This is a genomic window from Phaeobacter sp. CAU 1743 (genome assembly GCF_039839315.1).
GTDB classification, from domain to species: Bacteria; Pseudomonadota; Alphaproteobacteria; order Rhodobacterales; family Rhodobacteraceae; genus Phycobacter; species Phycobacter gallaeciensis_A.
In genome coordinates this window covers 26,268-46,523 of the sequence record NZ_JBDOQR010000033.1, presented here as the reverse complement: position 1 = coordinate 46,523, position 20,256 = coordinate 26,268, and the positions used below count along the sequence as shown (strand labels likewise).

The 20,256-nt window shown below is 60.5% G+C and carries 28 protein-coding genes; 26 read left to right on the top strand and 2 right to left on the bottom strand.

What is annotated here, in order from left to right; all coding sequences use genetic code 11:
- The first annotated feature begins 80 nt into the window (after positions 1–80).
- The 11 genes from rpmC (at position 81) to rpmD (ending at position 4,404) form a co-directional block, all read left to right on the top strand.
- Positions 81–281: a 50S ribosomal protein L29 gene (rpmC, locus tag AAFO90_RS13950; protein WP_192965376.1), complete on the top strand. Its 201-nt coding sequence runs from the start codon at positions 81–83 to the stop codon at positions 279–281.
- A gap of 12 nt (positions 282–293) precedes the next feature.
- Positions 294–524 (top strand): 30S ribosomal protein S17, encoded by a 231-nt coding sequence (gene rpsQ, locus AAFO90_RS13945; protein ID WP_008555996.1) that lies wholly within the window; start codon positions 294–296, stop codon positions 522–524.
- Positions 525–624: 100 nt separating this feature from the next.
- On the top strand, positions 625–993 hold the full coding sequence (gene rplN, locus AAFO90_RS13940) for a 50S ribosomal protein L14 (RefSeq protein WP_005621870.1): 369 nt from the start codon (positions 625–627) through the stop codon (positions 991–993).
- 2 nt (positions 994–995) lie between these two features.
- The gene (gene rplX, locus AAFO90_RS13935) at positions 996–1,307 is read left to right on the top strand and encodes a 50S ribosomal protein L24 (protein ID WP_065271463.1); all 312 of its coding nucleotides are present in this window, start codon (positions 996–998) and stop codon (positions 1,305–1,307) included.
- Positions 1,300–1,863: a 50S ribosomal protein L5 gene (gene rplE, locus AAFO90_RS13930; RefSeq protein WP_065271462.1), complete on the top strand. Its 564-nt coding sequence runs from the start codon at positions 1,300–1,302 to the stop codon at positions 1,861–1,863. The genes rplX and rplE overlap by 8 nt, the downstream gene beginning before the upstream one ends.
- A gap of 18 nt (positions 1,864–1,881) precedes the next feature.
- Positions 1,882–2,187 (top strand): 30S ribosomal protein S14, encoded by a 306-nt coding sequence (rpsN, locus tag AAFO90_RS13925; RefSeq protein ID WP_065271461.1) that lies wholly within the window; start codon positions 1,882–1,884, stop codon positions 2,185–2,187.
- Positions 2,188–2,200: 13 nt separating this feature from the next.
- A complete protein-coding gene (gene rpsH, locus AAFO90_RS13920) occupies positions 2,201–2,593 on the top strand; it encodes a 30S ribosomal protein S8 (protein ID WP_065271460.1) in 393 nt (130 codons plus the stop codon).
- Positions 2,594–2,605: 12 nt separating this feature from the next.
- On the top strand, positions 2,606–3,139 hold the full coding sequence (gene rplF / locus AAFO90_RS13915) for a 50S ribosomal protein L6 (RefSeq protein ID WP_065271459.1): 534 nt from the start codon (positions 2,606–2,608) through the stop codon (positions 3,137–3,139).
- Positions 3,140–3,150: 11 nt separating this feature from the next.
- A complete protein-coding gene (gene rplR / locus AAFO90_RS13910) occupies positions 3,151–3,510 on the top strand; it encodes a 50S ribosomal protein L18 (protein WP_065271458.1) in 360 nt (119 codons plus the stop codon).
- Between the two features lie 123 nt (positions 3,511–3,633).
- Positions 3,634–4,203, top strand: a complete 570-nt coding sequence (gene rpsE / locus AAFO90_RS13905; protein WP_065271457.1) for a 30S ribosomal protein S5 — start codon at positions 3,634–3,636, stop codon at positions 4,201–4,203.
- Positions 4,204–4,215: 12 nt separating this feature from the next.
- Positions 4,216–4,404, top strand: coding sequence for a 50S ribosomal protein L30 (rpmD, locus tag AAFO90_RS13900; RefSeq protein ID WP_065271456.1), 189 nt, complete (start codon positions 4,216–4,218; stop codon positions 4,402–4,404).
- Between the two features lie 108 nt (positions 4,405–4,512).
- Here the strand turns inward: rpmD and AAFO90_RS13895 are convergent, their stop codons facing one another.
- Positions 4,513–6,252: a sulfotransferase gene (locus AAFO90_RS13895; protein WP_347509761.1), complete on the bottom strand. Its 1,740-nt coding sequence runs from the start codon at positions 6,250–6,252 to the stop codon at positions 4,513–4,515.
- A gap of 305 nt (positions 6,253–6,557) precedes the next feature.
- On the opposite strand from AAFO90_RS13895, the gene AAFO90_RS13890 reads away from it, so the two are divergent.
- From AAFO90_RS13890 to AAFO90_RS13840, 11 genes are all read left to right on the top strand, one after another.
- Positions 6,558–6,770, top strand: a complete 213-nt coding sequence (locus tag AAFO90_RS13890) for a DUF1127 domain-containing protein (RefSeq protein ID WP_274830252.1) — start codon at positions 6,558–6,560, stop codon at positions 6,768–6,770.
- Positions 6,771–7,051: 281 nt separating this feature from the next.
- The gene (gene rplO, locus AAFO90_RS13885; RefSeq protein WP_065271453.1) at positions 7,052–7,522 is read left to right on the top strand and encodes a 50S ribosomal protein L15; all 471 of its coding nucleotides are present in this window, start codon (positions 7,052–7,054) and stop codon (positions 7,520–7,522) included.
- A gap of 109 nt (positions 7,523–7,631) precedes the next feature.
- Positions 7,632–8,996, top strand: a complete 1,365-nt coding sequence (gene secY, locus AAFO90_RS13880; RefSeq protein ID WP_065271452.1) for a preprotein translocase subunit SecY — start codon at positions 7,632–7,634, stop codon at positions 8,994–8,996.
- The gene (locus AAFO90_RS13875) at positions 8,993–9,634 is read left to right on the top strand and encodes an adenylate kinase (RefSeq protein WP_347509760.1); all 642 of its coding nucleotides are present in this window, start codon (positions 8,993–8,995) and stop codon (positions 9,632–9,634) included. Before secY ends, AAFO90_RS13875 begins: the two co-directional genes overlap by 4 nt.
- A 109-nt stretch (positions 9,635–9,743) precedes the next feature.
- Positions 9,744–10,142: a hypothetical protein gene (locus AAFO90_RS13870; RefSeq protein ID WP_347509759.1), complete on the top strand. Its 399-nt coding sequence runs from the start codon at positions 9,744–9,746 to the stop codon at positions 10,140–10,142.
- Positions 10,143–10,408: 266 nt separating this feature from the next.
- Complete coding sequence (rpsM, locus tag AAFO90_RS13865) at positions 10,409–10,777, top strand: 30S ribosomal protein S13 (protein WP_065271449.1); 369 nt, start codon at positions 10,409–10,411, stop codon at positions 10,775–10,777.
- Positions 10,778–10,792: 15 nt separating this feature from the next.
- Positions 10,793–11,182, top strand: a complete 390-nt coding sequence (gene rpsK / locus AAFO90_RS13860) for a 30S ribosomal protein S11 (RefSeq protein WP_065271448.1) — start codon at positions 10,793–10,795, stop codon at positions 11,180–11,182.
- Between the two features lie 115 nt (positions 11,183–11,297).
- Entirely contained in the window at positions 11,298–12,314 is a 1,017-nt protein-coding gene (locus AAFO90_RS13855) for a DNA-directed RNA polymerase subunit alpha (protein ID WP_065271447.1), read from the top strand.
- Positions 12,315–12,453: 139 nt separating this feature from the next.
- On the top strand, positions 12,454–12,879 hold the full coding sequence (gene rplQ, locus AAFO90_RS13850; protein ID WP_065271446.1) for a 50S ribosomal protein L17: 426 nt from the start codon (positions 12,454–12,456) through the stop codon (positions 12,877–12,879).
- A 177-nt stretch (positions 12,880–13,056) separates the two neighbouring features.
- Positions 13,057–14,448, top strand: coding sequence for a trypsin-like peptidase domain-containing protein (locus AAFO90_RS13845; protein ID WP_347509758.1), 1,392 nt, complete (start codon positions 13,057–13,059; stop codon positions 14,446–14,448).
- A gap of 3 nt (positions 14,449–14,451) precedes the next feature.
- Positions 14,452–15,768 carry a replication-associated recombination protein A gene (locus AAFO90_RS13840; protein WP_274834270.1) on the top strand — a complete coding sequence of 439 codons (1,317 nt, stop codon included), beginning with the start codon at positions 14,452–14,454 and terminating at the stop codon, positions 15,766–15,768.
- Between the two features lie 21 nt (positions 15,769–15,789).
- On the opposite strand, the gene AAFO90_RS13835 is transcribed toward AAFO90_RS13840, so the two are convergent.
- A complete protein-coding gene (locus AAFO90_RS13835; RefSeq protein ID WP_347509757.1) occupies positions 15,790–17,160 on the bottom strand; it encodes a multicopper oxidase family protein in 1,371 nt (456 codons plus the stop codon).
- Between the two features lie 153 nt (positions 17,161–17,313).
- On the opposite strand from AAFO90_RS13835, the gene crcB reads away from it, so the two are divergent.
- Genes crcB through AAFO90_RS13815 form a run of 4 tightly spaced genes read left to right on the top strand, consistent with a single transcriptional unit; the run spans position 17,314 to position 20,114 of the window.
- Positions 17,314–17,694 carry a fluoride efflux transporter CrcB gene (gene crcB, locus AAFO90_RS13830; protein ID WP_347509756.1) on the top strand — a complete coding sequence of 127 codons (381 nt, stop codon included), beginning with the start codon at positions 17,314–17,316 and terminating at the stop codon, positions 17,692–17,694.
- The gene (locus tag AAFO90_RS13825) at positions 17,691–18,737 is read left to right on the top strand and encodes an RluA family pseudouridine synthase (protein ID WP_347509755.1); all 1,047 of its coding nucleotides are present in this window, start codon (positions 17,691–17,693) and stop codon (positions 18,735–18,737) included. The genes crcB and AAFO90_RS13825 overlap by 4 nt, the downstream gene beginning before the upstream one ends.
- Positions 18,734–19,402 carry an HAD-IA family hydrolase gene (locus AAFO90_RS13820; protein WP_347509754.1) on the top strand — a complete coding sequence of 223 codons (669 nt, stop codon included), beginning with the start codon at positions 18,734–18,736 and terminating at the stop codon, positions 19,400–19,402. The genes AAFO90_RS13825 and AAFO90_RS13820 overlap by 4 nt, the downstream gene beginning before the upstream one ends.
- A gap of 4 nt (positions 19,403–19,406) precedes the next feature.
- Complete coding sequence (locus tag AAFO90_RS13815; protein ID WP_347509753.1) at positions 19,407–20,114, top strand: ATP12 family protein; 708 nt, start codon at positions 19,407–19,409, stop codon at positions 20,112–20,114.
- Positions 20,115–20,256 lie beyond the last annotated feature (142 nt).

Genomic DNA, 20,256 nt, shown 5'->3' with positions numbered 1-20,256 from the left:
CATGGGCTACATAACCCACCAGACGCAAGGGTGACCCGTCAAAAGGGGCCCTCTGGTGCCAAGGAAAAGGAACAAAGGCGATGAACGCCAATGATCTGCGCGAAAAGACCGTGGATGAACTCCGCGATCTGCTTGCATCCATGAAAAAAGAGAGCTTCAACCTGCGCTTTCAGCAGGCAACCGGTCAGCTGGAAAACACCGCTGCTGTACGTGCGGCCCGCCGCAACGCAGCCCGTGTTAAAACCATCCTGAACGAAAAAGCCGCAGCAGCGGCTGAATAAGGAGCTACTCTGATGCCCAAACGTATCCTGCAAGGCGTCGTGACCTCCGACGCAAACGCACAAACCGTGACCGTGTCCGTCGAGCGCCGCTTTACGCATCCGGTTCTGAAGAAAACCATCCGTAAGTCCAAGAAGTATCGGGCTCACGATGAAAAGAACGCTTTCAAGGTCGGCGACACCGTACGCATCATCGAATGCGCGCCGAAATCGAAAACGAAACGCTGGGAAGTTCTGGAAGCCTAAGAGCCTCACCTGAGGCTCCTGGCGACTAGGCTTTTTAGCACAGTCGAAACCCTGGGGGATCACAGCACGCATCGCTGCCCCAAAGGTCGGGAGAAACCACATGATCCAGATGCAAACAAATCTGGATGTTGCTGACAACTCCGGCGCTCGCCGAGTTCAGTGCATCAAGGTTCTGGGTGGTTCCAAGCGTAAATACGCATCCGTTGGCGACATCATCGTCGTCTCGGTCAAGGAAGCCATCCCGCGCGGTCGCGTAAAGAAAGGTGACGTCCGTAAGGCCGTCGTCGTACGTACCGCCAAAGAAGTCCGCCGCGAAGACGGTACCGCGATCCGTTTCGATCGCAACGCTGCCGTTATCCTGAACAACAACAACGAGCCGGTCGGTACCCGTATCTTTGGCCCGGTTGTTCGTGAGCTGCGCGCGAAGAACTTCATGAAAATCATCTCGCTTGCTCCGGAGGTGCTGTAATCATGGCTGCTAAACTCCGCAAAGGCGACAAGGTCGTCGTGCTGGCCGGTAAGGACAAGGGCAAAGAAGGCACCATCGCCTCCGTTGATCCCAAAGCCGGTAAAGCTGTTGTTGACGGCGTGAACATGGCGATCCGTCACACCCGTCAGTCCCAGACTGCACAGGGCGGCCGCCTGCCCAAGGCACTGCCGATCGACCTGTCGAACCTGGCTCTGCTGGACGCAAACGGCAAAGCAACCCGCGTTGGCTTCCGCATGGAAGGCGACAAGAAAGTGCGTTTTGCCAAGACCACGGGGGACGTGATCGATGCTTGATTCCGCTAACTACACCCCGCGTCTGAAGGATCTCTACAAGGACACCATCCGTGGCGCCCTGAAAGAGGAATTCGGCTACAAGAACGAGATGATGATCCCCAAGCTGGACAAGATCGTTCTGAACATCGGCTGTGGCCGTGCTGCCGTCAAAGACAGCAAGAAAGCCAAGTCGGCCCAGGCTGACCTGACCGCAATCGCGGGCCAGAAAGCTCTGACCACTGTGGCCAAGAACTCCATCGCCGGCTTCCGCGTTCGCGAAGGCATGCCGATGGGCGCCAAGGTGACCCTGCGCGGCGAACGGATGTACGAATTCCTGGACCGCCTGATCACCATCGCAATGCCTCGTATCCGTGACTTCCGCGGCGTATCGGGTAACTCGTTCGACGGTCGTGGCAACTACGCCATGGGCCTGAAAGAGCACATGGTGTTCCCGGAAATCGATTTCGATAAGATCGATGAGCCCTGGGGCATGGACATTGTGATTGCCACCACCGCGAAAACCGACGCGGAAGCAAAGGCGCTGTTGAAAGCTTTCAACATGCCCTTCAACAGCTAAGCGCGGGAAGGAAGAGACATGGCTAAGAAAAGCATGATCGAACGCGAAAAGAAGCGCGAGCGCCTGGTGGCACAATATGCCGCAAAGCGCGCCGAGCTGAAAGAAATCGCGAATGACGAAAACCGCCCGATGGAAGAGCGTTTCAAAGCGCGTCTGAAACTGGCGAAACTGCCGCGCAACTCGTCGGCAACTCGTCTGCACAATCGCTGCCAGCTGACCGGCCGTCCGCACGCTTACTATCGTAAGCTGAAGATCAGCCGTATCGCTCTGCGGGAACTGGGCTCGAACGGCCAGATCCCCGGCATGGTGAAATCGAGCTGGTAAGGGAGAGACAGATATGAACGATCCTATCGGCGATATGCTCACCCGTATCCGTAACTCTCAGCTGCGCGGTAAATCCACCGTCCTGACCCCGGCTTCCAAGCTGCGGGCATGGGTTCTGGATGTGCTGGCGGACGAGGGCTACATCCGCGGCTATGAGAAGACCACTGGTGAAAATGGCCACCCGGCTATTGAAATCAGCCTGAAATACTTCGATGGCGAACCTGTCATTCGTGAACTGAAGCGGGTTTCCAAACCCGGTCGTCGCGTTTACATGGGCGTCAATGACATCCCGTCGGTCCGTCAGGGCCTGGGCGTGTCGATTGTCTCCACCCCCAAGGGTGTGATGTCGGACGCAAACGCACGCGCAGCCAACGTCGGCGGCGAAGTGCTCTGCACCGTCTTCTAAGGAGGCTTACAGATGTCCCGTATTGGTAAAAAACCGGTCGCACTGCCCAGCGGCGTTTCCGCTTCGGTATCCGGCCAGACCGTAGAAGTGAAAGGCCCGAAAGGGACCCGTAGCTTCACCGCCACCGACGACGTCACCCTGTCCGTTGACGACAACGTTGTAATGGTCGAGCCGCGCGGCAAGTCCAAACGTGCCCGTCAGCAGTGGGGCATGTCCCGCACCATGGTCGCGAACCTCGTGACCGGCGTGACCACCGGCTTCAAAAAAGAGCTGGAGATCCAGGGTGTGGGTTACCGGGCGCAGGTTCAGGGCAACACCCTGAAACTGAACCTCGGCTACAGCCACGACGTCGACTTCGTTGCTCCGGAAGGTATCACCATTACCGCACCGAAGCAGACCGAAATCGTTGTGGAAGGTAACGACCAGCAGCAGGTGGGCGAAGTCGCGGCGAAAATCCGCGAATGGCGCCGTCCCGAGCCCTACAAAGGCAAAGGCATCCGCTACAAGGGTGAGTTTATCTTCCGCAAGGAAGGCAAGAAGAAGTAAGGACAAGCAAAATGGCAAACAGCAAACGTACCCTGTTTCTGAAGCGTCGCCTGCGCGTCCGGAACAAACTTCGCAAGGTCAACGCAGGCCGTGTACGCCTGTCCGTGCACCGCTCGAACAAGAACATCTCGGTTCAGCTGATCGACGATGTGCAGGGCAAGACCCTGGCAGCGGCCTCGACCCTGGAAAAAGATCTCGGCTTCGTTGGCAAGAACAACGTCGAAGCAGCCACCAAAGTGGGTTCGGTTATCGCCGAGCGCGCCAAGGCGGCAGGCGTCTCCGAGGCCTATTTCGATCGTGGCGGCTTCCTGTTCCACGGCAAGGTGAAGGCTCTGGCCGACGCTGCGCGTGAAGGTGGTCTGAAGATCTAAGACTTGCGGGCGGCGGTTTCGCCGCCCCGATGATCCGGGAGGGAGCCTGCATGGGGTCCTTCACCAGGATTGAGATAACCGGCGCCCCGCCTGTTGGACGCGCCAGTCAGAAAGGAATGCCTCATGGCAGAACGTGAAAACCGCCGTGGCCGTGGCCGCCGCGAAGAAGAAACACCGGAATTTGCAGATCGCCTGGTTGCGATCAACCGCGTGTCGAAAACCGTTAAAGGCGGTAAGCGCTTCGGCTTTGCCGCGCTCGTCGTCGTAGGCGATCAGAAAGGCCGCGTCGGCTTTGGCAAGGGTAAGGCGAAAGAAGTGCCCGAGGCCATCCGTAAGGCGACCGAGCAGGCCAAGCGTCAGATGATCCGTGTGCCGCTGAAAGAAGGCCGCACCCTGCACCACGACATGAACGGTCGTCACGGTGCCGGCAAGGTCGTCATGCGCACCGCTCCGGAAGGTACCGGTATCATCGCCGGTGGTCCGATGCGTGCCGTGTTCGAAATGCTGGGCGTCAAGGACGTTGTGTCCAAGTCGATCGGCTCGCAGAACCCCTACAACATGATCCGCGCAACCATCAACGGCCTGACCAAAGAGCAGAGCCCGCGTGCCGTTGCACAGCGTCGTGGCAAAAAGGTCGCCGACATCCTGCCCAAGCGGGACGAAGCACCGGCTGCCGAAGCCGCTGAAGCGTAAGGAGACGGACACATGGCTAAAACCATCGTTGTAAAGCAGATCGGCTCCCCGATCCGTCGCCCCGCCAAACAGCGTCAGACGCTGATCGGTCTGGGCCTCAACAAGATGCATAAAACCCGCGAGCTGGAAGATACCCCGGCCGTGCGTGGCATGATCAACAAGATTTCGCACATGGTCGAGATCGTTGAAGAAAAAGGCTAAGCCTTACCCGGCATAGTCTGACAAACGCCTCCGCATTGCGGGGGCGTTTTTCGTTTGAACGGTCTCTGCTGGGCTTTGCGAAAAGTGAAATGGCGCGGAGGCGTCAGATCAGTGCGCGAGATCCGGCCACAGGCTCGTGTCTAGGGCCTCAAGGAATTCAGCCAATTCATCGGCCTGCGCACGCCAACCGCCAATGGATCTTTGGTGTACCGGCTGGCGGATCTGAGAGGCGCTCATCGTCAGGGTCGGTGCGCTGCTACCTTCCGGCGCGGCCATTTCCGGTAACCATTCCAGCCCACAATAATCTGCAAGTGCGCGGCTGCCCGCCACCGGGTCTGCAACAAGGTCTTCGTAGTCGACCGTCAGGATCTGATCCGGGAATACGGTTTGCCAGTGCTGCATGAGGCGCGCATATAGGCCGACGCGCCACGCCAAGGCCGTCTGGTCGTAGGTGTAGGACAGGGCTGTACCCGTGAAGTGCGATTTCCACATCGACAAGGCCACGTCGCGTGGGTCACGCCGTACGTGCACGATCTTGCAATGCGGATAGGCCGTTTTGAGAAACCCGATGTAGCGGTAGTTTTCCGGCATCTGGTCGACATAGGCGCGCGTATCGTCAGGGCAGGGGGGCAGCCGCGCTGCATCTTTATGGGCAAAAATGCGCGCCGCCTCGGCATCAAACGGAATGTCGTTGCTCACGAAATCTTGAACCAGAAACCCGGTTGCCGCGCGTTCGCCCATCGTTTCCACATTTGGCAGGCGGCTCAGCATTGCCTCGACCAGCGAGGTGCCGGAGCGGGGTAGGCCGAGGACGTAGATGGGATATGGTCCGTCGGGTTTGTCGGTCGGAGAGGGAGTGATGTCCGGAAAGCGGCTCAGGATGCGCTCAGTCTGCCGGGTGTCCTCCTCTGCGTCATAGGGCATTTGTTTTGCAAGGATACCGTTTGCACGCTCGCGCGCCTTGGCGGCGGCCTGCCGGTCGCCCGTGGCATCTTCGATCCGGGATAAGGCAAACTGCAGTTCGGCAGCTTCGACCGAGCCTGAGCGGAGTTTGCCGAGCGCCTTTTGTGCGGGGCCGACCAGGGTTTTCATCTCGTCCCTGTCGAGCAACAGCGACAATTGTTCAAACGCCTGTGTCTGCGCGGGCTGCAGGGCCAGGACAGCCCGGAATTGTTCTTTGGCCTCTTCGAACCGTCCGGCCTCGATGAATGAGGTTCCGAGCCGGAGCCGGGCACCAATGTGCTCGGGCGCGAGCTGAACGGCGCGTTCAACCATCTCGTGGCCTTCGGCGTGTCTGTTCTGGCGGGCCAGCGGGAGGCTGATGTTGACGAGGGTTTCCACGTTGTTCGGATCGAGCGCTAGCGCCGCTTCGTAGGCCGCGATTGCATCCGTCTCTTCGCCGAGGTTGGCAAGGATCAGGCCGCGCAGATTTTGGGCAGGCGCAAATGACGGGCGCAAGGTCACCGCTTGATTGATCGCAACCTCTGCCGCGGTGAGATCGCCCAGTTGCACATGGGCCTGAGCCAGAAAAAAACAGGCTGTCGCGTCGCCATCACGCAAGGGTTCGACGACCCTGATCGCCTGAGCGTGGCGCCCTGCCAGAATCAACGTCTGCGCAAGGTTGTGCCGGGCGTCGACAAAGCCGGGGTCAATCTTCATCGCGCGCTGAAACTGTGCGATCGCCTCGGGCAGCTTGTTCATGGCCGAAAGACAGATGCCAGCGATGTTAAACGGCTGTGGATCCCGCGGAGTCGTCTTTTGCAGGCGTTTTGCAATCTTCAGGGCCGGTTTGTAGGCCCCTGAGTTGAGATAAGAGGTAGCTATACCGAGGTCCCGACCCGCAATCATTCCGAAACCGCCTTGTTAAAAAACTGTTACAATTCGTCGCCCGCTATCACGATGTGCAAGCGCGAAATGTGAAGCAGTTCACGTAATTCGGCGGATTTCTCGGGAGATTTGCGATTATCTGCACGGATGGGGGCAAAATCCCCACTGTCGCCTGTTTTATAGCCATTCCGAAAACGCATAGCGGTCAAACGCTAGTGTCGGTTGTTAGGTCATGAAATGCGACCTATCTCCCCGGTGTCACAAAACAGACATGAACGACCAGCCGGGAAGGGATCCCGGTTTTGCCGAGATCAAGGACGACGACGATGGCCTATACAACTTCCGCTACCCCGACCTATTCCTTTGGCGCCCGCATCCGCGCCGCAGTTGCGAACTTCCGCACCACTCTGGCCCGCCGGTCCGAATACCGGCGCACCTATGCGGAACTGGAAAACCTGTCCAACCGCGAGCTGGCCGATATCGGTGTGCGGCGCTGCGATATCAGCAACATTGCCCGGCTGCACGCTTACGGCAACTGATCGGACACCATAGCCCGGCCTGATTTATTGCCTCCCCCGGACTGGCCGGGATCGAAAGACGCCTCTGCCCTGCGCAGGGGCGTTTTTAATTTGTCCGGCGTCGCCTTGCGCGGGAAGCCTGGGGCGGACAGGGGGGGCGTACCCGGAGGCAGGGCTTGATATCGCCCGGCACAGCGTCTATACGCCCCCGGTGGCAATCCAAGCCACAGAATCAACAATCAAGAAGAGCCGAGGTTGGCCCGCTTACGCTTCAGGGGTCACATCCGGCAAGGAGAAGCGATATGAAACTTCATGAACTGCGCGACAATCCCGGCGCCGCCAAGAAACGCACCCGTGTGGCCCGTGGCCCGGGCTCCGGCAAAGGTAAAATGGGTGGCCGTGGTATCAAAGGTCAGAAATCCCGTTCGGGTGTTTCGATCAATGGCTACGAAGGCGGCCAGATGCCCCTCTACCAACGTCTGCCTAAGCGTGGCTTCACCAAGCCGAACCGCAAGACTTTCGCTGTTGTGAACCTGGGCCTGATCCAGAAGTTCATCGACGCGGGCAAGCTGGACGCGGCAACCATCACCGAAGATTCGCTGGTCGAATCGGGCCTGCTGCGCCGCAAAAAAGACGGTGTGCGGATCCTGGCCAAAGGCGATTTCTCGGCCAAATCCAACATCACCGTGACCGGCGCGTCCAAATCTGCCATCGCGGCAGTTGAAAAAGCGGGCGGCACCCTGACCGTGGCGACAGCAGCTGCTGCTGAGTAACGGCTTGTGAGCGGCGCCGATGCCGCTTACATAGGTCACAGTTTTTCCATACGCCGCCCGAGCCGGAAAACGGTTCCGGGCGGCGTTTTCGCAAAAAGAGACCCATTTCATGGTATCAGCAGCAGAACAAATGGCGGCGAACACCAGCTGGTCCGCGCTCGGCAAGGCCAAGGATCTGCGCAACCGCATCCTGTTCACCCTCGGCCTATTGATCGTCTACCGTCTTGGCACATTCATTCCGGTCCCGGGCATTGATGCCTCGGCACTGCGCGAATTTATGGAGTCGGCGGGGCAGGGCATCGGCGGCATGGTGTCGATGTTTACCGGCGGTGCGCTTGGACGGATGGGCATTTTTGCCCTCGGGATCATGCCTTACATCTCGGCATCGATCATCGTTCAGCTGCTCACCTCCATGGTTCCGGCGCTGGAACAGCTAAAAAAAGAAGGCGATCAGGGCCGCAAGAAAATCAACCAGTACACCCGTTACGGCACTGTCGCGCTGGCAACGGCGCAGGCCTACGGTCTGGCGGTGTCGCTGGAGTCCGGCGATCTTGCGACCGACCCTGGCATGTACTTCCGGTTGGCCTGCATGATTACCCTGGTGGGCGGCACCATGTTCCTGATGTGGCTGGGCGAGCAGATCACCCAGCGGGGCATCGGTAACGGTATCTCCCTGATCATCTTTGTCGGCATCATCGCCGAGGTTCCCGCAGCCATCGCGCAGTTCTTTGCCTCCGGCCGCTCCGGTGCCATCAGCCCGGCGGTTCTGATCGGCGTGATCGTGATGGTTGTCGCGGTAATCATGTTCGTGGTGTTCATGGAACGCGCCCTGCGCAAGATTCACATTCAATACCCCCGCCGTCAGGTGGGCATGAAGGTCTATGATGGCGGCTCGTCGCATCTGCCGGTCAAGGTGAACCCGGCGGGCGTGATCCCGGCGATCTTCGCCTCCTCGCTGCTGCTGCTTCCGACCACGATCTCTACCTTCTCGTCGGGCTCTGCCTCTGGTCCGGTAATGTCCTGGCTGCTGGCCAACTTTGGTCCCGGTCAACCGCTGTACCTCTTGTTCTTCGTGTCGATGATCGTGTTCTTCGCGTATTTCTACACCTTCAACGTCTCCTTCAAACCTGACGAAGTGGCGACGAACCTGAAGAACCAGAACGGCTTTGTCCCAGGTATCCGCCCGGGCAAGAAAACCGCTGAGTATATCGAATACGTGGTGAACCGCGTTCTGGTTCTGGGCTCGGCCTATCTGGCGGCTGTCTGCCTGCTGCCGGAAATCCTGCGCGGTCAGTTCGCCATTCCGGTCTACTTTGGCGGCACCTCGGTTCTAATTGTTGTCTCGGTGACCATGGACACGATCCAGCAAGCGCAAAGCCATCTGCTGGCGCATCAGTACGAAGGTCTGATCGAGAAAAGCCAGCTGCGTGGCCGCAGCAAGAAACGCACAAAACGGGGGCCCGCTCGTCGATGAATATCATTCTTTTGGGCCCGCCGGGCGCGGGTAAGGGCACGCAAGCCCGTCATCTGGTGGAAACCCGGGGCATGGTACAGCTCAGCACTGGTGACATGCTGCGCGATGCGCAGGCCAGCGGCAGCGAGATGGGCAAGAAGGTGGCCGAGGTCATCGCCCGCGGTGAGCTGGTCACGGACGAGATCGTCATCGGTCTGATCCGTGAGAAAATCGCCGAAGGCGCCGAGGGAGGCTTCATCTTTGACGGCTTCCCGCGCACGCTGGGGCAGGCTGATGCGCTGACCGACCTTCTGGCCGAAATGGGGCAGAGCCTGGATGCCGTTGTTGAAATGGCGGTCGATGACGCTGCGCTGGTGGCACGTATCACCGGCCGGTCGACCTGCGGCGATTGCGGTGAAGTCTACCATGATGAGACCAAACCTTGGCCGGCCGATGGCAAGTGCGCCAACTGCGGCAGCACCAACGTCAAACGGCGCGCGGACGACAATGAGGAAAGCCTCAAGACCCGTCTGATGGAATACTACAAGAAGACCTCGCCGCTGATCGGCTACTATTATGCCAAGGGCAAGCTGAACAAGATCGACGGTCTGGCATCCATCGACGAGGTTCAGGCCTCTATCGCCAAGGTCCTCGACTGATCTGAAATGTCAGCACAGAATGGAAAAAGAGCCGGGCCTGTCCCGGCTCTTTTCGTTTTGGTAAGGCGAGCAGGGAAGGATGGGCGGATCTTGTAAAAGGACCTTGCCAATGACGTCTCCCACCCGTTCCGTGATCACTGCCGCGGCTGTCTTATGTATGGCGATGACGTCCCCCGGATTTGCCGAGCGCTATTTCGTCAATGATCCCGCCGCCTGCCCGACAAACGCAGAGGAGCAGGACCGGTTGATGGATTTTGCCAATGACGGTGGGCTGATCCTGGAAAAGGATGGCTTCAGCTCGATGGGGTATTTCTGCAGTTTCGAGCCGGATCTGCAGTATCATTGGGACGGGTATCAGGTCACAACCCATGTGGGGCATTGCCAGACGCCGGGCCCGGTTTTCATGCCAACCTTGTTTACCTTCGTGATGAGTGAAGAAGCCCCGGGAGAGATCGCACTGTTCGACAGCAACGAATACACGACGCGGTTCTATTCCTGCACGGATTGACGCCAACCGGGCACCACGCAGGCGCCGGGGAGGGATGTTGCCGCTGACCCCACAAACTTTGACGTTTCCGCCGGGCGCTGGGTTGACGACATGCGCAATTCTCAATAGGGAAGCCCATCCCTCTTGGGAATCAATCCAGGCGGCCCGATTCCGTGCCGCCTGAGTACCTCGATACATTATCTGATGAAAAGCCTCTCAGGGCGTCATCAGGTGTTGTGAAAAAAGGTTCTGGAGTTACGGAACCGCAACGAAAAGGAAAGTGACACGTGGCACGTATTGCCGGCGTAAACATCCCGACTGCCAAACGGGTCCCCATCGCCCTCACCTATATCACCGGAATCGGCAACACTTCGGCGAAAGCCATCTGTGAAGCCGTTGGCATCGACGCAACCCGTCGCGTCAACGAGCTGTCCGACTCCGAAGTTCTGGCCATCCGTGAGCACATCGACGCGAACTACACCGTTGAAGGTGACCTGCGTCGTGAAGTGACCATGAACATCAAGCGTCTGATGGACCTGGGTAGCTACCGTGGCCTGCGCCACCGTCGTAACCTGCCCGTTCGCGGTCAGCGGACCCACACCAACGCTCGCACCCGCAAAGGCCCCGCAAAGGCCATCGCTGGTAAGAAGAAGTAAGGGAGGGTTTGATTAATGGCACGCGATAAATCCCGCACGAAGCGTAAAGAGCGCAAGAACATCGCCACCGGCGTTGCACATGTGAACTCTTCGTTCAACAACACCAAGATCCTGATCTCTGACGTTCAGGGTAACGCAATTTCCTGGTCCTCCGCTGGCACCATGGGCTTCAAGGGCTCCCGTAAGTCCACGCCCTATGCCGCGCAGATGGCTGCAGAAGATGCAGGCAAAAAAGCTCAGGATCACGGTGTTAAAACCCTCGAAGTCGAAGTTCAGGGCCCCGGTTCGGGTCGTGAATCCGCACTGCGCGCCCTGGCCGCAATCGGGTTCAACATCACCTCGATCCGTGACGTGACCCCGATCGCGCACAACGGTTGCCGCCCGCCAAAGCGCCGCCGCGTCTAATTATTTACGACTTTCGCTGGGGCCCCGCTTGATTTGTCGGGCCCCGGTACGTCATTTTAAACCTCGGGCGTCTGCACCTTCGGACATGGGGTACGGACAGGAATGGAGGGACTGCATGATCCATAAAAACTGGGCAGAGCTGATCAAGCCGACACAGCTTGACGTGAAGCCGGGCAATGACCCCGCACGGCAGGCAACCATCGTTGCAGAGCCGCTTGAGCGTGGTTTTGGTCTGACACTGGGCAACGCACTGCGCCGCGTCCTGATGAGCTCGCTGCAAGGCGCAGCCATCACCAGCGTTCAGATCGACAATGTTCTGCACGAATTCTCCAGCGTCGCTGGCGTTCGCGAAGATGTCACCGACATCATCCTGAACCTCAAAGGTGTGTCGCTGCGCATGGAAGTCGAAGGCCCCAAGCGCCTGTCGATCAATGCCAAAGGCCCCGCAGTTGTCACCGCTGGTGATATCTCGGAAAGCGCCGGTATCGAAGTTCTGAACCGTGACCACGTGATCTGCCACCTTGACGATGGTGCGGACCTGTTCATGGAACTGACCGTCAACACCGGCAAAGGCTACGTTTCGGCAGAGAAAAACAAACCGGAAGACGCACCCATCGGTCTGATCCCGATCGATGCGATCTACTCGCCGGTGAAAAAGGTCTCCTACGACGTTCAGCCGACCCGTGAAGGTCAGGTTCTGGACTATGACAAGCTGACCATGAAGGTTGAAACCGATGGTTCCGTTACGCCGGACGACGCCGTGGCCTATGCTGCGCGCATCCTGCAGGACCAACTGTCGATCTTCGTCAACTTCGACGAGCCGGAATCGGCTGGCCGCCAGGACGAGGACGATGGTCTCGAGTTCAACCCGCTTCTGCTGAAGAAAGTGGACGAGCTGGAACTGTCGGTACGTTCGGCAAACTGCCTGAAGAACGACAACATCGTTTACATCGGCGATCTGATCCAGAAGACCGAAGCAGAGATGCTGCGTACGCCGAACTTTGGTCGCAAGTCGCTGAACGAGATCAAAGAAGTGCTGTCGGGCATGGGCCTGCATCTTGGCATGGATGTCGAGGACTGGCCGCCGGACAACATCGAAGATCTGGCCAAGAAATTCGAAGATTCGTTCTGAGAATAAGGGGAGGGCGAAAGTCCTCCCCAACTACAAATGCCCACGCTGGTGGGGACAATCAGGGCAAACCCGCCCCAAGGAGAGCAGCTGACACGCATCGGCTGACAGACAAAGCAAAACCTTTAGAAGGAACTAGAAAATGCGTCACGCACGTGGATATCGCCGCCTGAACCGCACCCATGAGCACCGCAAGGCTCTGTTTGCAAACATGGCTGGCTCGCTCATCGAGCATGAGCAGATCAAAACCACTCTGCCCAAGGCAAAAGAACTGCGTCCGATCGTTGAAAAACTGATCACGCTGGCGAAAAAAGGCGACCTGCACTCCCGCCGGAACGCCGCCTCGCGTCTGAAGGAAGACCAGTATGTGTCGAAACTGTTCGACGTTCTGGGCCCGCGCTACAAGGATCGTCAGGGCGGCTACGTCCGTATCCTGAAAGCCGGCTTCCGTTATGGCGACATGGCGCCGATGGCGATCATCGAATTCGTTGACCGCGACGTGAATGCCAAGGGCGCTGCCGACAAGGCGCGCGTTGCCGAAGCCGAAGCGGCTGCCGACGACGAATAATAAATTACAGGCCACAACGGTCTGTCATTCTGGCCCCTGCAGCTGTGCCTGCAGGGGCTTTTTCATTTCTGTCCTCGCGTGCCGGTCCGGCAGGGGACCGCGACTGGCGCCGTTGCTGCGCTTGCATTCCGCCGCCAGCCTCCGCATATCCTGTTCTGACCGAGGAATGGAGGCGATATGATCCGCGCTGTTTTGACCGCTCTGATGCTGGCTCTTGCTTTGGGGACGCAGGCCCCCGCCGAAACGCGGGTGCCGCAGTCGCAGGCTGAGATTTCACTTGGGTTTGCGCCGCTTGTGAAACAGGCGGCCCCCGCAGTGGTCAATATCTACGCCAAGATCGTGACCGAGGCGCCGCAGGCGTCCCCCTTCGCGGGCGATCCCTTCTTTGACGATTTCTTCCGCAGTTTTTCCAACCCTCGCCCCCGGGTGCAGAACTCATTGGGGTCAGGTGTGATCCTTGCCGAGGATGGCATCGTGGTGTCCAATTATCATGTTGTCGGCATGGCGACGGAAATCCGCGTCGTGACCACTGACCGGCACGAATATGACGCCCGCGTGGTTCTCGCAGATCAGGCCAGCGATCTGGCGATCCTGCGGCTTGAAGAGGCAGAGGGCCTGCCGTTCCTCAGTCTGCGCAACAGCGATCAGGTTGAGGTCGGCGAATTGGCCCTGGCCATCGGCAATCCCTTTGGTGTGGGGCAGACGGTCAGTAGCGGTATCATTTCGGGGCTGGCGCGCACGGGCACCGGCACCGGAGAAGGTTTCGGCTATTACATCCAGACCGACGCGCCGATCAATCCCGGCAACTCTGGTGGGGCGCTGATCGACGTGAATGGCGAGCTCATCGGGATCAACACCCGGATCCTTAGCCGCTCGGGCGGATCCAACGGCATCGGCTTTGCCATTCCGGCCAATCTGGTGCGGGAGTTCCTGCATCAGGCTCGCGCGGGCGCGGAAAGCTTTCAGCGCCCCTGGGCGGGGATGACCGGGCAGCCGGTGGATGCGGATCTGGCGGCCTCGCTGGGGATGCCACGCCCCGAAGGCATGCTGATCTCCGAACTCCACCCCGAAAGCCCCTTTGCCAAGGCCGGGTTTGAGGTTGGTGACGTGGTGATCGAGGTGGACGGCGAGCCGGTAAATTCACCCTCCGAGATGGTGTTCCGCATGACCATTGCAGGTCTCGGCGGCAGCTCGGACGTGGCGCGCTGGCGCGGCGGTGAGAAAGAGGTGGTGCGGGTCGAGATGTATAGCGCGCCGGACAGCCCGGCGGCCAACCCGGTCCAGCTGGGTGAGCGCAGTCCCTTGCCGGGGCTGACGGTGGCGCGCATCAACCCGCGGCTTATCGTGGATATGCAGCTGCCGCTCTCGGCCGAAGGTGTGGTGATCGCCGATCCGGGGCCTTATGGCGCACGGGCAGGGCTGCAGCGGGGCGATGTCTTGCTCGGGATCAACGGCGAAGCGGTCACGGCGCCGCAGGATGTGGTCGATCTGATGGGCCGCACGCAGGGCTGGTTGGTTCTCGACCTGTTGCGGCGCGGGCAGCGCGTCAGCCTGCGTTTCCGGCTCTGATCCATGGCAGATCTATTTGACAGCGACGCGCCGCAACCCACCGGCGGCGAAGAACCGAACCGGCCGCTGGCGGACCGTCTGCGCCCGCGCTCCCTGTCCGAGGTGATCGGACAGCAGCAGGTGCTGGGCCCGGAGGCACCGCTGGGTGTCATGCTGGCATCGGGATCACTGTCCTCTTTGGTGTTCTGGGGGCCGCCGGGCGTGGGGAAAACCACCATCGCGCGTCTGCTGGCCAAGGAAACAGACCTGCATTTCGTGCAGATTTCGGCCATCTTCACTGGCGTCCCCGATCTGAAGAAGGTGTTCGAGGCGGCCAAGCACAGGCGCGCTAACGGGCAGGGGACGCTGCTGTTCGTTGATGAGATCCACCGTTTCAACAAGGCGCAGCAGGACGGATTCCTGCCGCATATGGAGGATGGCACCATCCTTCTGGTCGGGGCCACTACCGAAAACCCGAGTTTCGAGCTGAATGCCGCTCTGTTGTCGCGCTCGCAGGTGCTGGTGCTGGAACGCCTGCCGCTGACGGATCTGGAACTGCTGACCCAGCGCGCCGAGAAGGAGCTCGGTAGGGCGCTGCCGCTGACCGGCGATGCGCGCGACGCGCTGCAAGAAATGGCGGATGGCGATGGGCGTGCGCTGCTCAATCTGATCGAACAGGTCTCTGCCTGGCGGGTTGAGGCGCCGCTCGGGCGCGAGGCGCTGGCGACCCGGCTTATGCGGCGGGCGGCGAAATACGACAAATCCGGCGAAGAGCATTACAACCTGATCTCGGCGCTGCACAAATCCGTGCGCGGCTCGGATCCCGATGCGGCGCTTTACTGGTATGCGCGCATGCTGGAGGGCGGCGAGGATCCGCGTTTTCTGGCCCGGCGGCTGACCCGGATGGCGGTCGAGGATATCGCGCTGGCGGACCCGCAGGCGCAGGCTGTCTGTCTGCAAGCCTGGGAGACCTACGAACGGCTCGGTAGCCCGGAAGGGGAGCTGGCGTTAGCGCAGGCGGTGATCTACCTCGCACTCGCGCCAAAGACCAATGCGGGCTACATGGCCTACAAGGCCGCCCGGCGTCTGGCCAAGGAAACGGGCAGCACGCCGCCACCGAAACATATCATGAATGCCCCGACTAAGCTGATGACCGAACAGGGCTATGGCGCGGGCTACCAGTATGATCATGATGCCGAGGATGGCTTTTCCGGGCAGAACTATTTCCCCGAAGGCGTCAAACGCCCGGTTCTCTATCAGCCCGTCGAGCGCGGGTTTGAACGGGAATTGAAACGGCGGACCGAGTTCTTTGCCAAGCTGCGGCTACAGCGGAACAGTTGACCGGGTGACGGGCGGATCAGGTCAGGCGGTGACCTCGACCCAGGTGCCCATGCCCGCCGCGTGATGCGATAGCATATGGCAATGCAGCAGCCATTTGCCGGGGTTGTGGGCGTTGAAGGCGACGGTCCGCGTCTCCCCGCGCATCATCAGCAGCGTATCGCGCAGGGGACCAAGCCCGCCGCCCGGCAGGACTTCGGCAAAATGCATGCCGTGCAGATGCATCGCATGGGGAAAGGCGGTGTCGTTGATCATGGTGAGTTTGACCGTCTCGCCAATGGACGCGCGCACAAGCGGGGCGTCCGGTCGCCCGACCACGCCATTCAGCGCCCAGAATTGACCCGCCTGCGCTAGCGAGCGCATGCCTTGCGTCTCCCCCTGCCACTCAGCGGCCCGCATGCCGCCCATGGCGCCGCCCTCCATGCGCAGGATCGCACTGCGCGCATTGCCGAGGGTGATCGCATGGTCCGGGTTGGGTGGGAGCGGTGCGGGCATGTTGCGGGTGCTCTTGGTTCCGGCAGAGACCGGAAAGCTCGCCTGCGCGTAACCGCCATCGCGTTCGAACTGCACCAGAAAGGCATCCTCGCCCGCGTCGGCCGTCACATCGACGATCAGGTCGATCCGCTGTGCGGGTGCCAGCAGCAGTTGGTCTGGGATCTCTTCCGGCGCTTTTAGAGGCATGCCGTCATAAGCCATGATCCAACCTGTCAGCCCCTGCAGCCCAAGGGCAAAGATCCGGGCATTGGCGCTGTTGATCAGCCGCAGGCGTAGCCGGTCGCCCTGCTGCACGGGGTAGCGCGCCTCGATCTGGCCGTTGGTCAGCATCACATTGCCCATGCGCCCGGCGTGGGACATGTCATGGGGGTGGTCGAACACCGGGTCCACCGCCGCATCCTGCATGAGGCGGATGTCATCCAGCATTAGTACAAGATCCTGATCCACATCGGGGGCGTCGTGTTCGGCCACTATCAGTGGGCCCTGAATGCCGCGCTCCACCTGTTCGACCGACTGGGCGTGGGAATGATACCAATAGGTCCCGGCATCCGGCAGGGTGAAATCATAGGTGAACTCTGCGCCCGGCGCGATGGGGTCCTGCGTCAGCCCCGGCACGCCGTCCACGGCGTTATCAATGCGGATGCCGTGCCAGTGCATCGAGGTTGCCTGCGGCAGCCCGTTGTTGACCTGAACCCTCAGCCGGTCCCCTTGCCGGGCCTGCAGGGCCGGCCCCGGCATGCTGCCATTCACGCCCCAAAGATCGGTCTTGCCATATTGCGCGGGCGCGATCTGCTGCTGCAGGGGCGCCAGCGCCAGCTGAACCGGCGCCGCGGTCCAGCCACTGCGGGGCAAAAGCGGCAGCGCGGCAAGGCTGGCGAGAAAGGAACGGCGAGATGGCATAAGGGTCTCCTCCCAGTGGATGGCTGACAAACTAAGGGGGCGTGCAGGTCTGACAAGACATCCACCCACTGGAAGGTTGGCATGAATTTTGCGTTTGGCCGCCTTGCGCGTTGAAAACTTGACATCCGTGGCCCGCCGCGCGACAGACCGCGCATGTATCTCACCGTTCTATATGTCGCCCTCGGCGGCGCCCTTGGGGCCGCCTGCCGCTATCTGACCGGGCTCGGCGTGGTCCGACTGTTCGGCCATGGCGATTTTCCCTTGGGCATCATCACCGTCAACGTGATCGGTTCCTTCATCATGGGGGTCTTTGCTGTCACCGCCGCACACAAGGGGCTGACCCATCTCAGCCCCTTTGTGATGACTGGCATGCTGGGCGGCTTCACGACCTTCTCGGCCTTCTCGCTTGAGACGGCGAATATGATCGAACGGGGTGCAATGGGGCAGGCGGCTCTCTATATTGTGCTGTCTGTGGGACTGTCTGTTGGCGGTCTGTTTTTGGGCCTGATGGCCGCCAGAGGAGTTTTCGCATGAGCGGCGTTCAGACAATCACCGTCACCGAAGAGGATGCGGACCAGCGCGTGGACCGCTGGCTGCGGCGCCTGTTCCCGCATGTCAGCCAGGGCCGCATCGAGAAGATGTGCCGCAAGGGTGAGCTCCGCATTGACGGTGGCCGGGTCAAGGCCAGCACCCGTGTTGAGGCCGGGCAGTCCGTGCGCGTGCCGCCGCTGCCGTCGGCCGACCACCAGCCGATCACGCCGGAAAAGCGGCGGATTTCGGATGCTGACGCAAAGATGATCCAGTCCTGCGTGATCTACAAAGACAACGATGTCATCGTGCTGAACAAGCCCCACGGGCTGGCAGTGCAGGGCGGCAGTGGCACCACCAAACACGTGGATGGCCTGTCCGAGGCTCTGCGCTTTGGCTATGATGAAAAGCCCCGACTGGTGCACCGGCTGGACAAGGATACCTCGGGTGTACTGGTTCTGGCGCGAACGCGGGCAGCCGCGCAGGCGCTGACCGCCGCCTTCCGCCATCGCAACACGCGCAAGATCTACTGGGCGCTGGTTGCCGGCGTTCCGACGCCGTACCTGGGCGAAATCAAGGCCGGTCTTGTAAAGGCGGGCGGCCATGGTCGCAGCGGCGAAGGCGAAAAAATGATCGCGGTGCACCCTTCCGAGATCGACAGCACGCCAGGCGCCAAGCGGGCGCATACCTTTTATGCCACGCTCTACCGGGTGGCGGGGCGCGCCTCCTGGGTGGCGATGGAGCCGGTCACTGGCCGCACCCACCAACTGCGCGCACATATGGCCGAGATCGGCCATCCGATTGTCGGCGATGGCAAATACGGTGGCTCGGGTCAGGAAAACCTGGGCGACGGTTGGGGCGCACAACTGGGTGGCATCATCAGCAAGAAGCTGCATTTGCATTGCCGCCGGATGGCGTTTGAGCACCCGGTGACGAAAAAGCAGATCTCGGTCACCGCGCCGTTGCCCGAGCATATGAAAGACAGCTGGGATACCTTTGGCTGGACCGAGGATCTGGCGGCGGAGGATCCGTTCGAGGGCCTCCTATGAGTGCCCCGCTGCGGCTGGTGCTGTTCGATGTGGACGGCACCCTTGCCGACAGTCAGGCGGCCATCACCGGCGCGATGAGCGCGGCCTTTGCGACGGTCGATCTGCCCGCACCTTCGCGCGATGCGGTCCTGTCGATCGTCGGGCTGTCGCTGCCGCAGGCTATGGCGCAGCTGGCGCCCGAGGCGGGAACAACGGCACAGGCTGCGTTGGTGGATGGCTACAAGCAGGCTTATATGTCGGCGCGTCAGGCTGCAGGGGCGGGGCACTCGCCGCTGTTTCCGGGCGCACGGGAGGCTTTGGACGCCCTGCACGCGGTGCCCGAATACCTGTTGGGTGTCGCGACCGGGAAATCACAGCGGGGCCTCGATGCGCTGATTGCGGCGCATGATTTGGACTGTTTCGTGACCCGGCAGGTGGCCGATCACCACCCGTCCAAACCGCATCCCTCGATGGTGCTGACGGCGCTCGCTGAAACCGGAGTGGATGCGCACCATGCGGTGATGATCGGCGATACCAGCTTTGATATGGATATGGGCCGCGCGGCCGGGGTCACCACCATCGCTGTGGACTGGGGTTATCACCCGGCAGAGCGGCTGCAGGCAGACCATATGATCGGCAGTTTTACCGAGTTGGAACCGCTGCTAGAGAAGATCTGGAAGGCATAAGACAATGAGCGAATGGGCACCGAAACGATTCTGGAAAGCGACTGCAATCGCCGAGACGGATGACGGCTATACCGTCGAGCTGGACGGGCGCCGGGTCAAAACCCCGGCGAAGGCGCTGCTTGAAGTCCCCTCGCAGCAGATGGCCGAAGCCATCGCAGCGGAGTGGGACGCGCAGACCGAATCGGTCAATCCCGCCACCATGCCTTTTACCCGCTCGGCCAATGCTGCCATCGACAAGGTGACCCATCAGCACGCCGAAGTGGCCGATATGCTGGCCGAATATGGCGATTCCGATTTGCTGTGCTACCGGGCCGACAGCCCGAAGGAACTGGTCGCGCGTCAGGCAGAGGAATGGGATCCGGCGCTCGACTGGGCGCATCAGACCCTGGGCGCACGCTTGCATCCGCGCAGCGGTGTTCTTCATCAGCCGCAGGATGCGGCTACTATTGCTGACCTGCGCGCCCGGGTGCATGGGATGACCCCATTTCAGCTCGCTGGGTTTCACGATCTCGTGGGGATGTCGGGGTCTCTGATCCTGGGATTTGCCGCGGCTATGGACTGGCGCGACGCCGAGGAGATCTGGCAGTTGTCCCGGCTGGATGAACGCTGGCAGGAAGAGCAGTGGGGCGTCGATGAAGAGGCGCAAACCACAGCAGAGCTGAAGCGTGATTCTTTTTTGCACGCTAAACGGTTCTACGATTTCTCGGGTTGAGACAGCCGCCGGGATAGGACGTGAGACAGGAAATATCACAGCGGGACGGTTGAGCGAAAAATTTTAACAATCGCCCCCCTGTTCGCTATGCGTCCATCGAATTTGGTGATCCAGCCCTTGACGTTCGTTTATGAATCCGCCC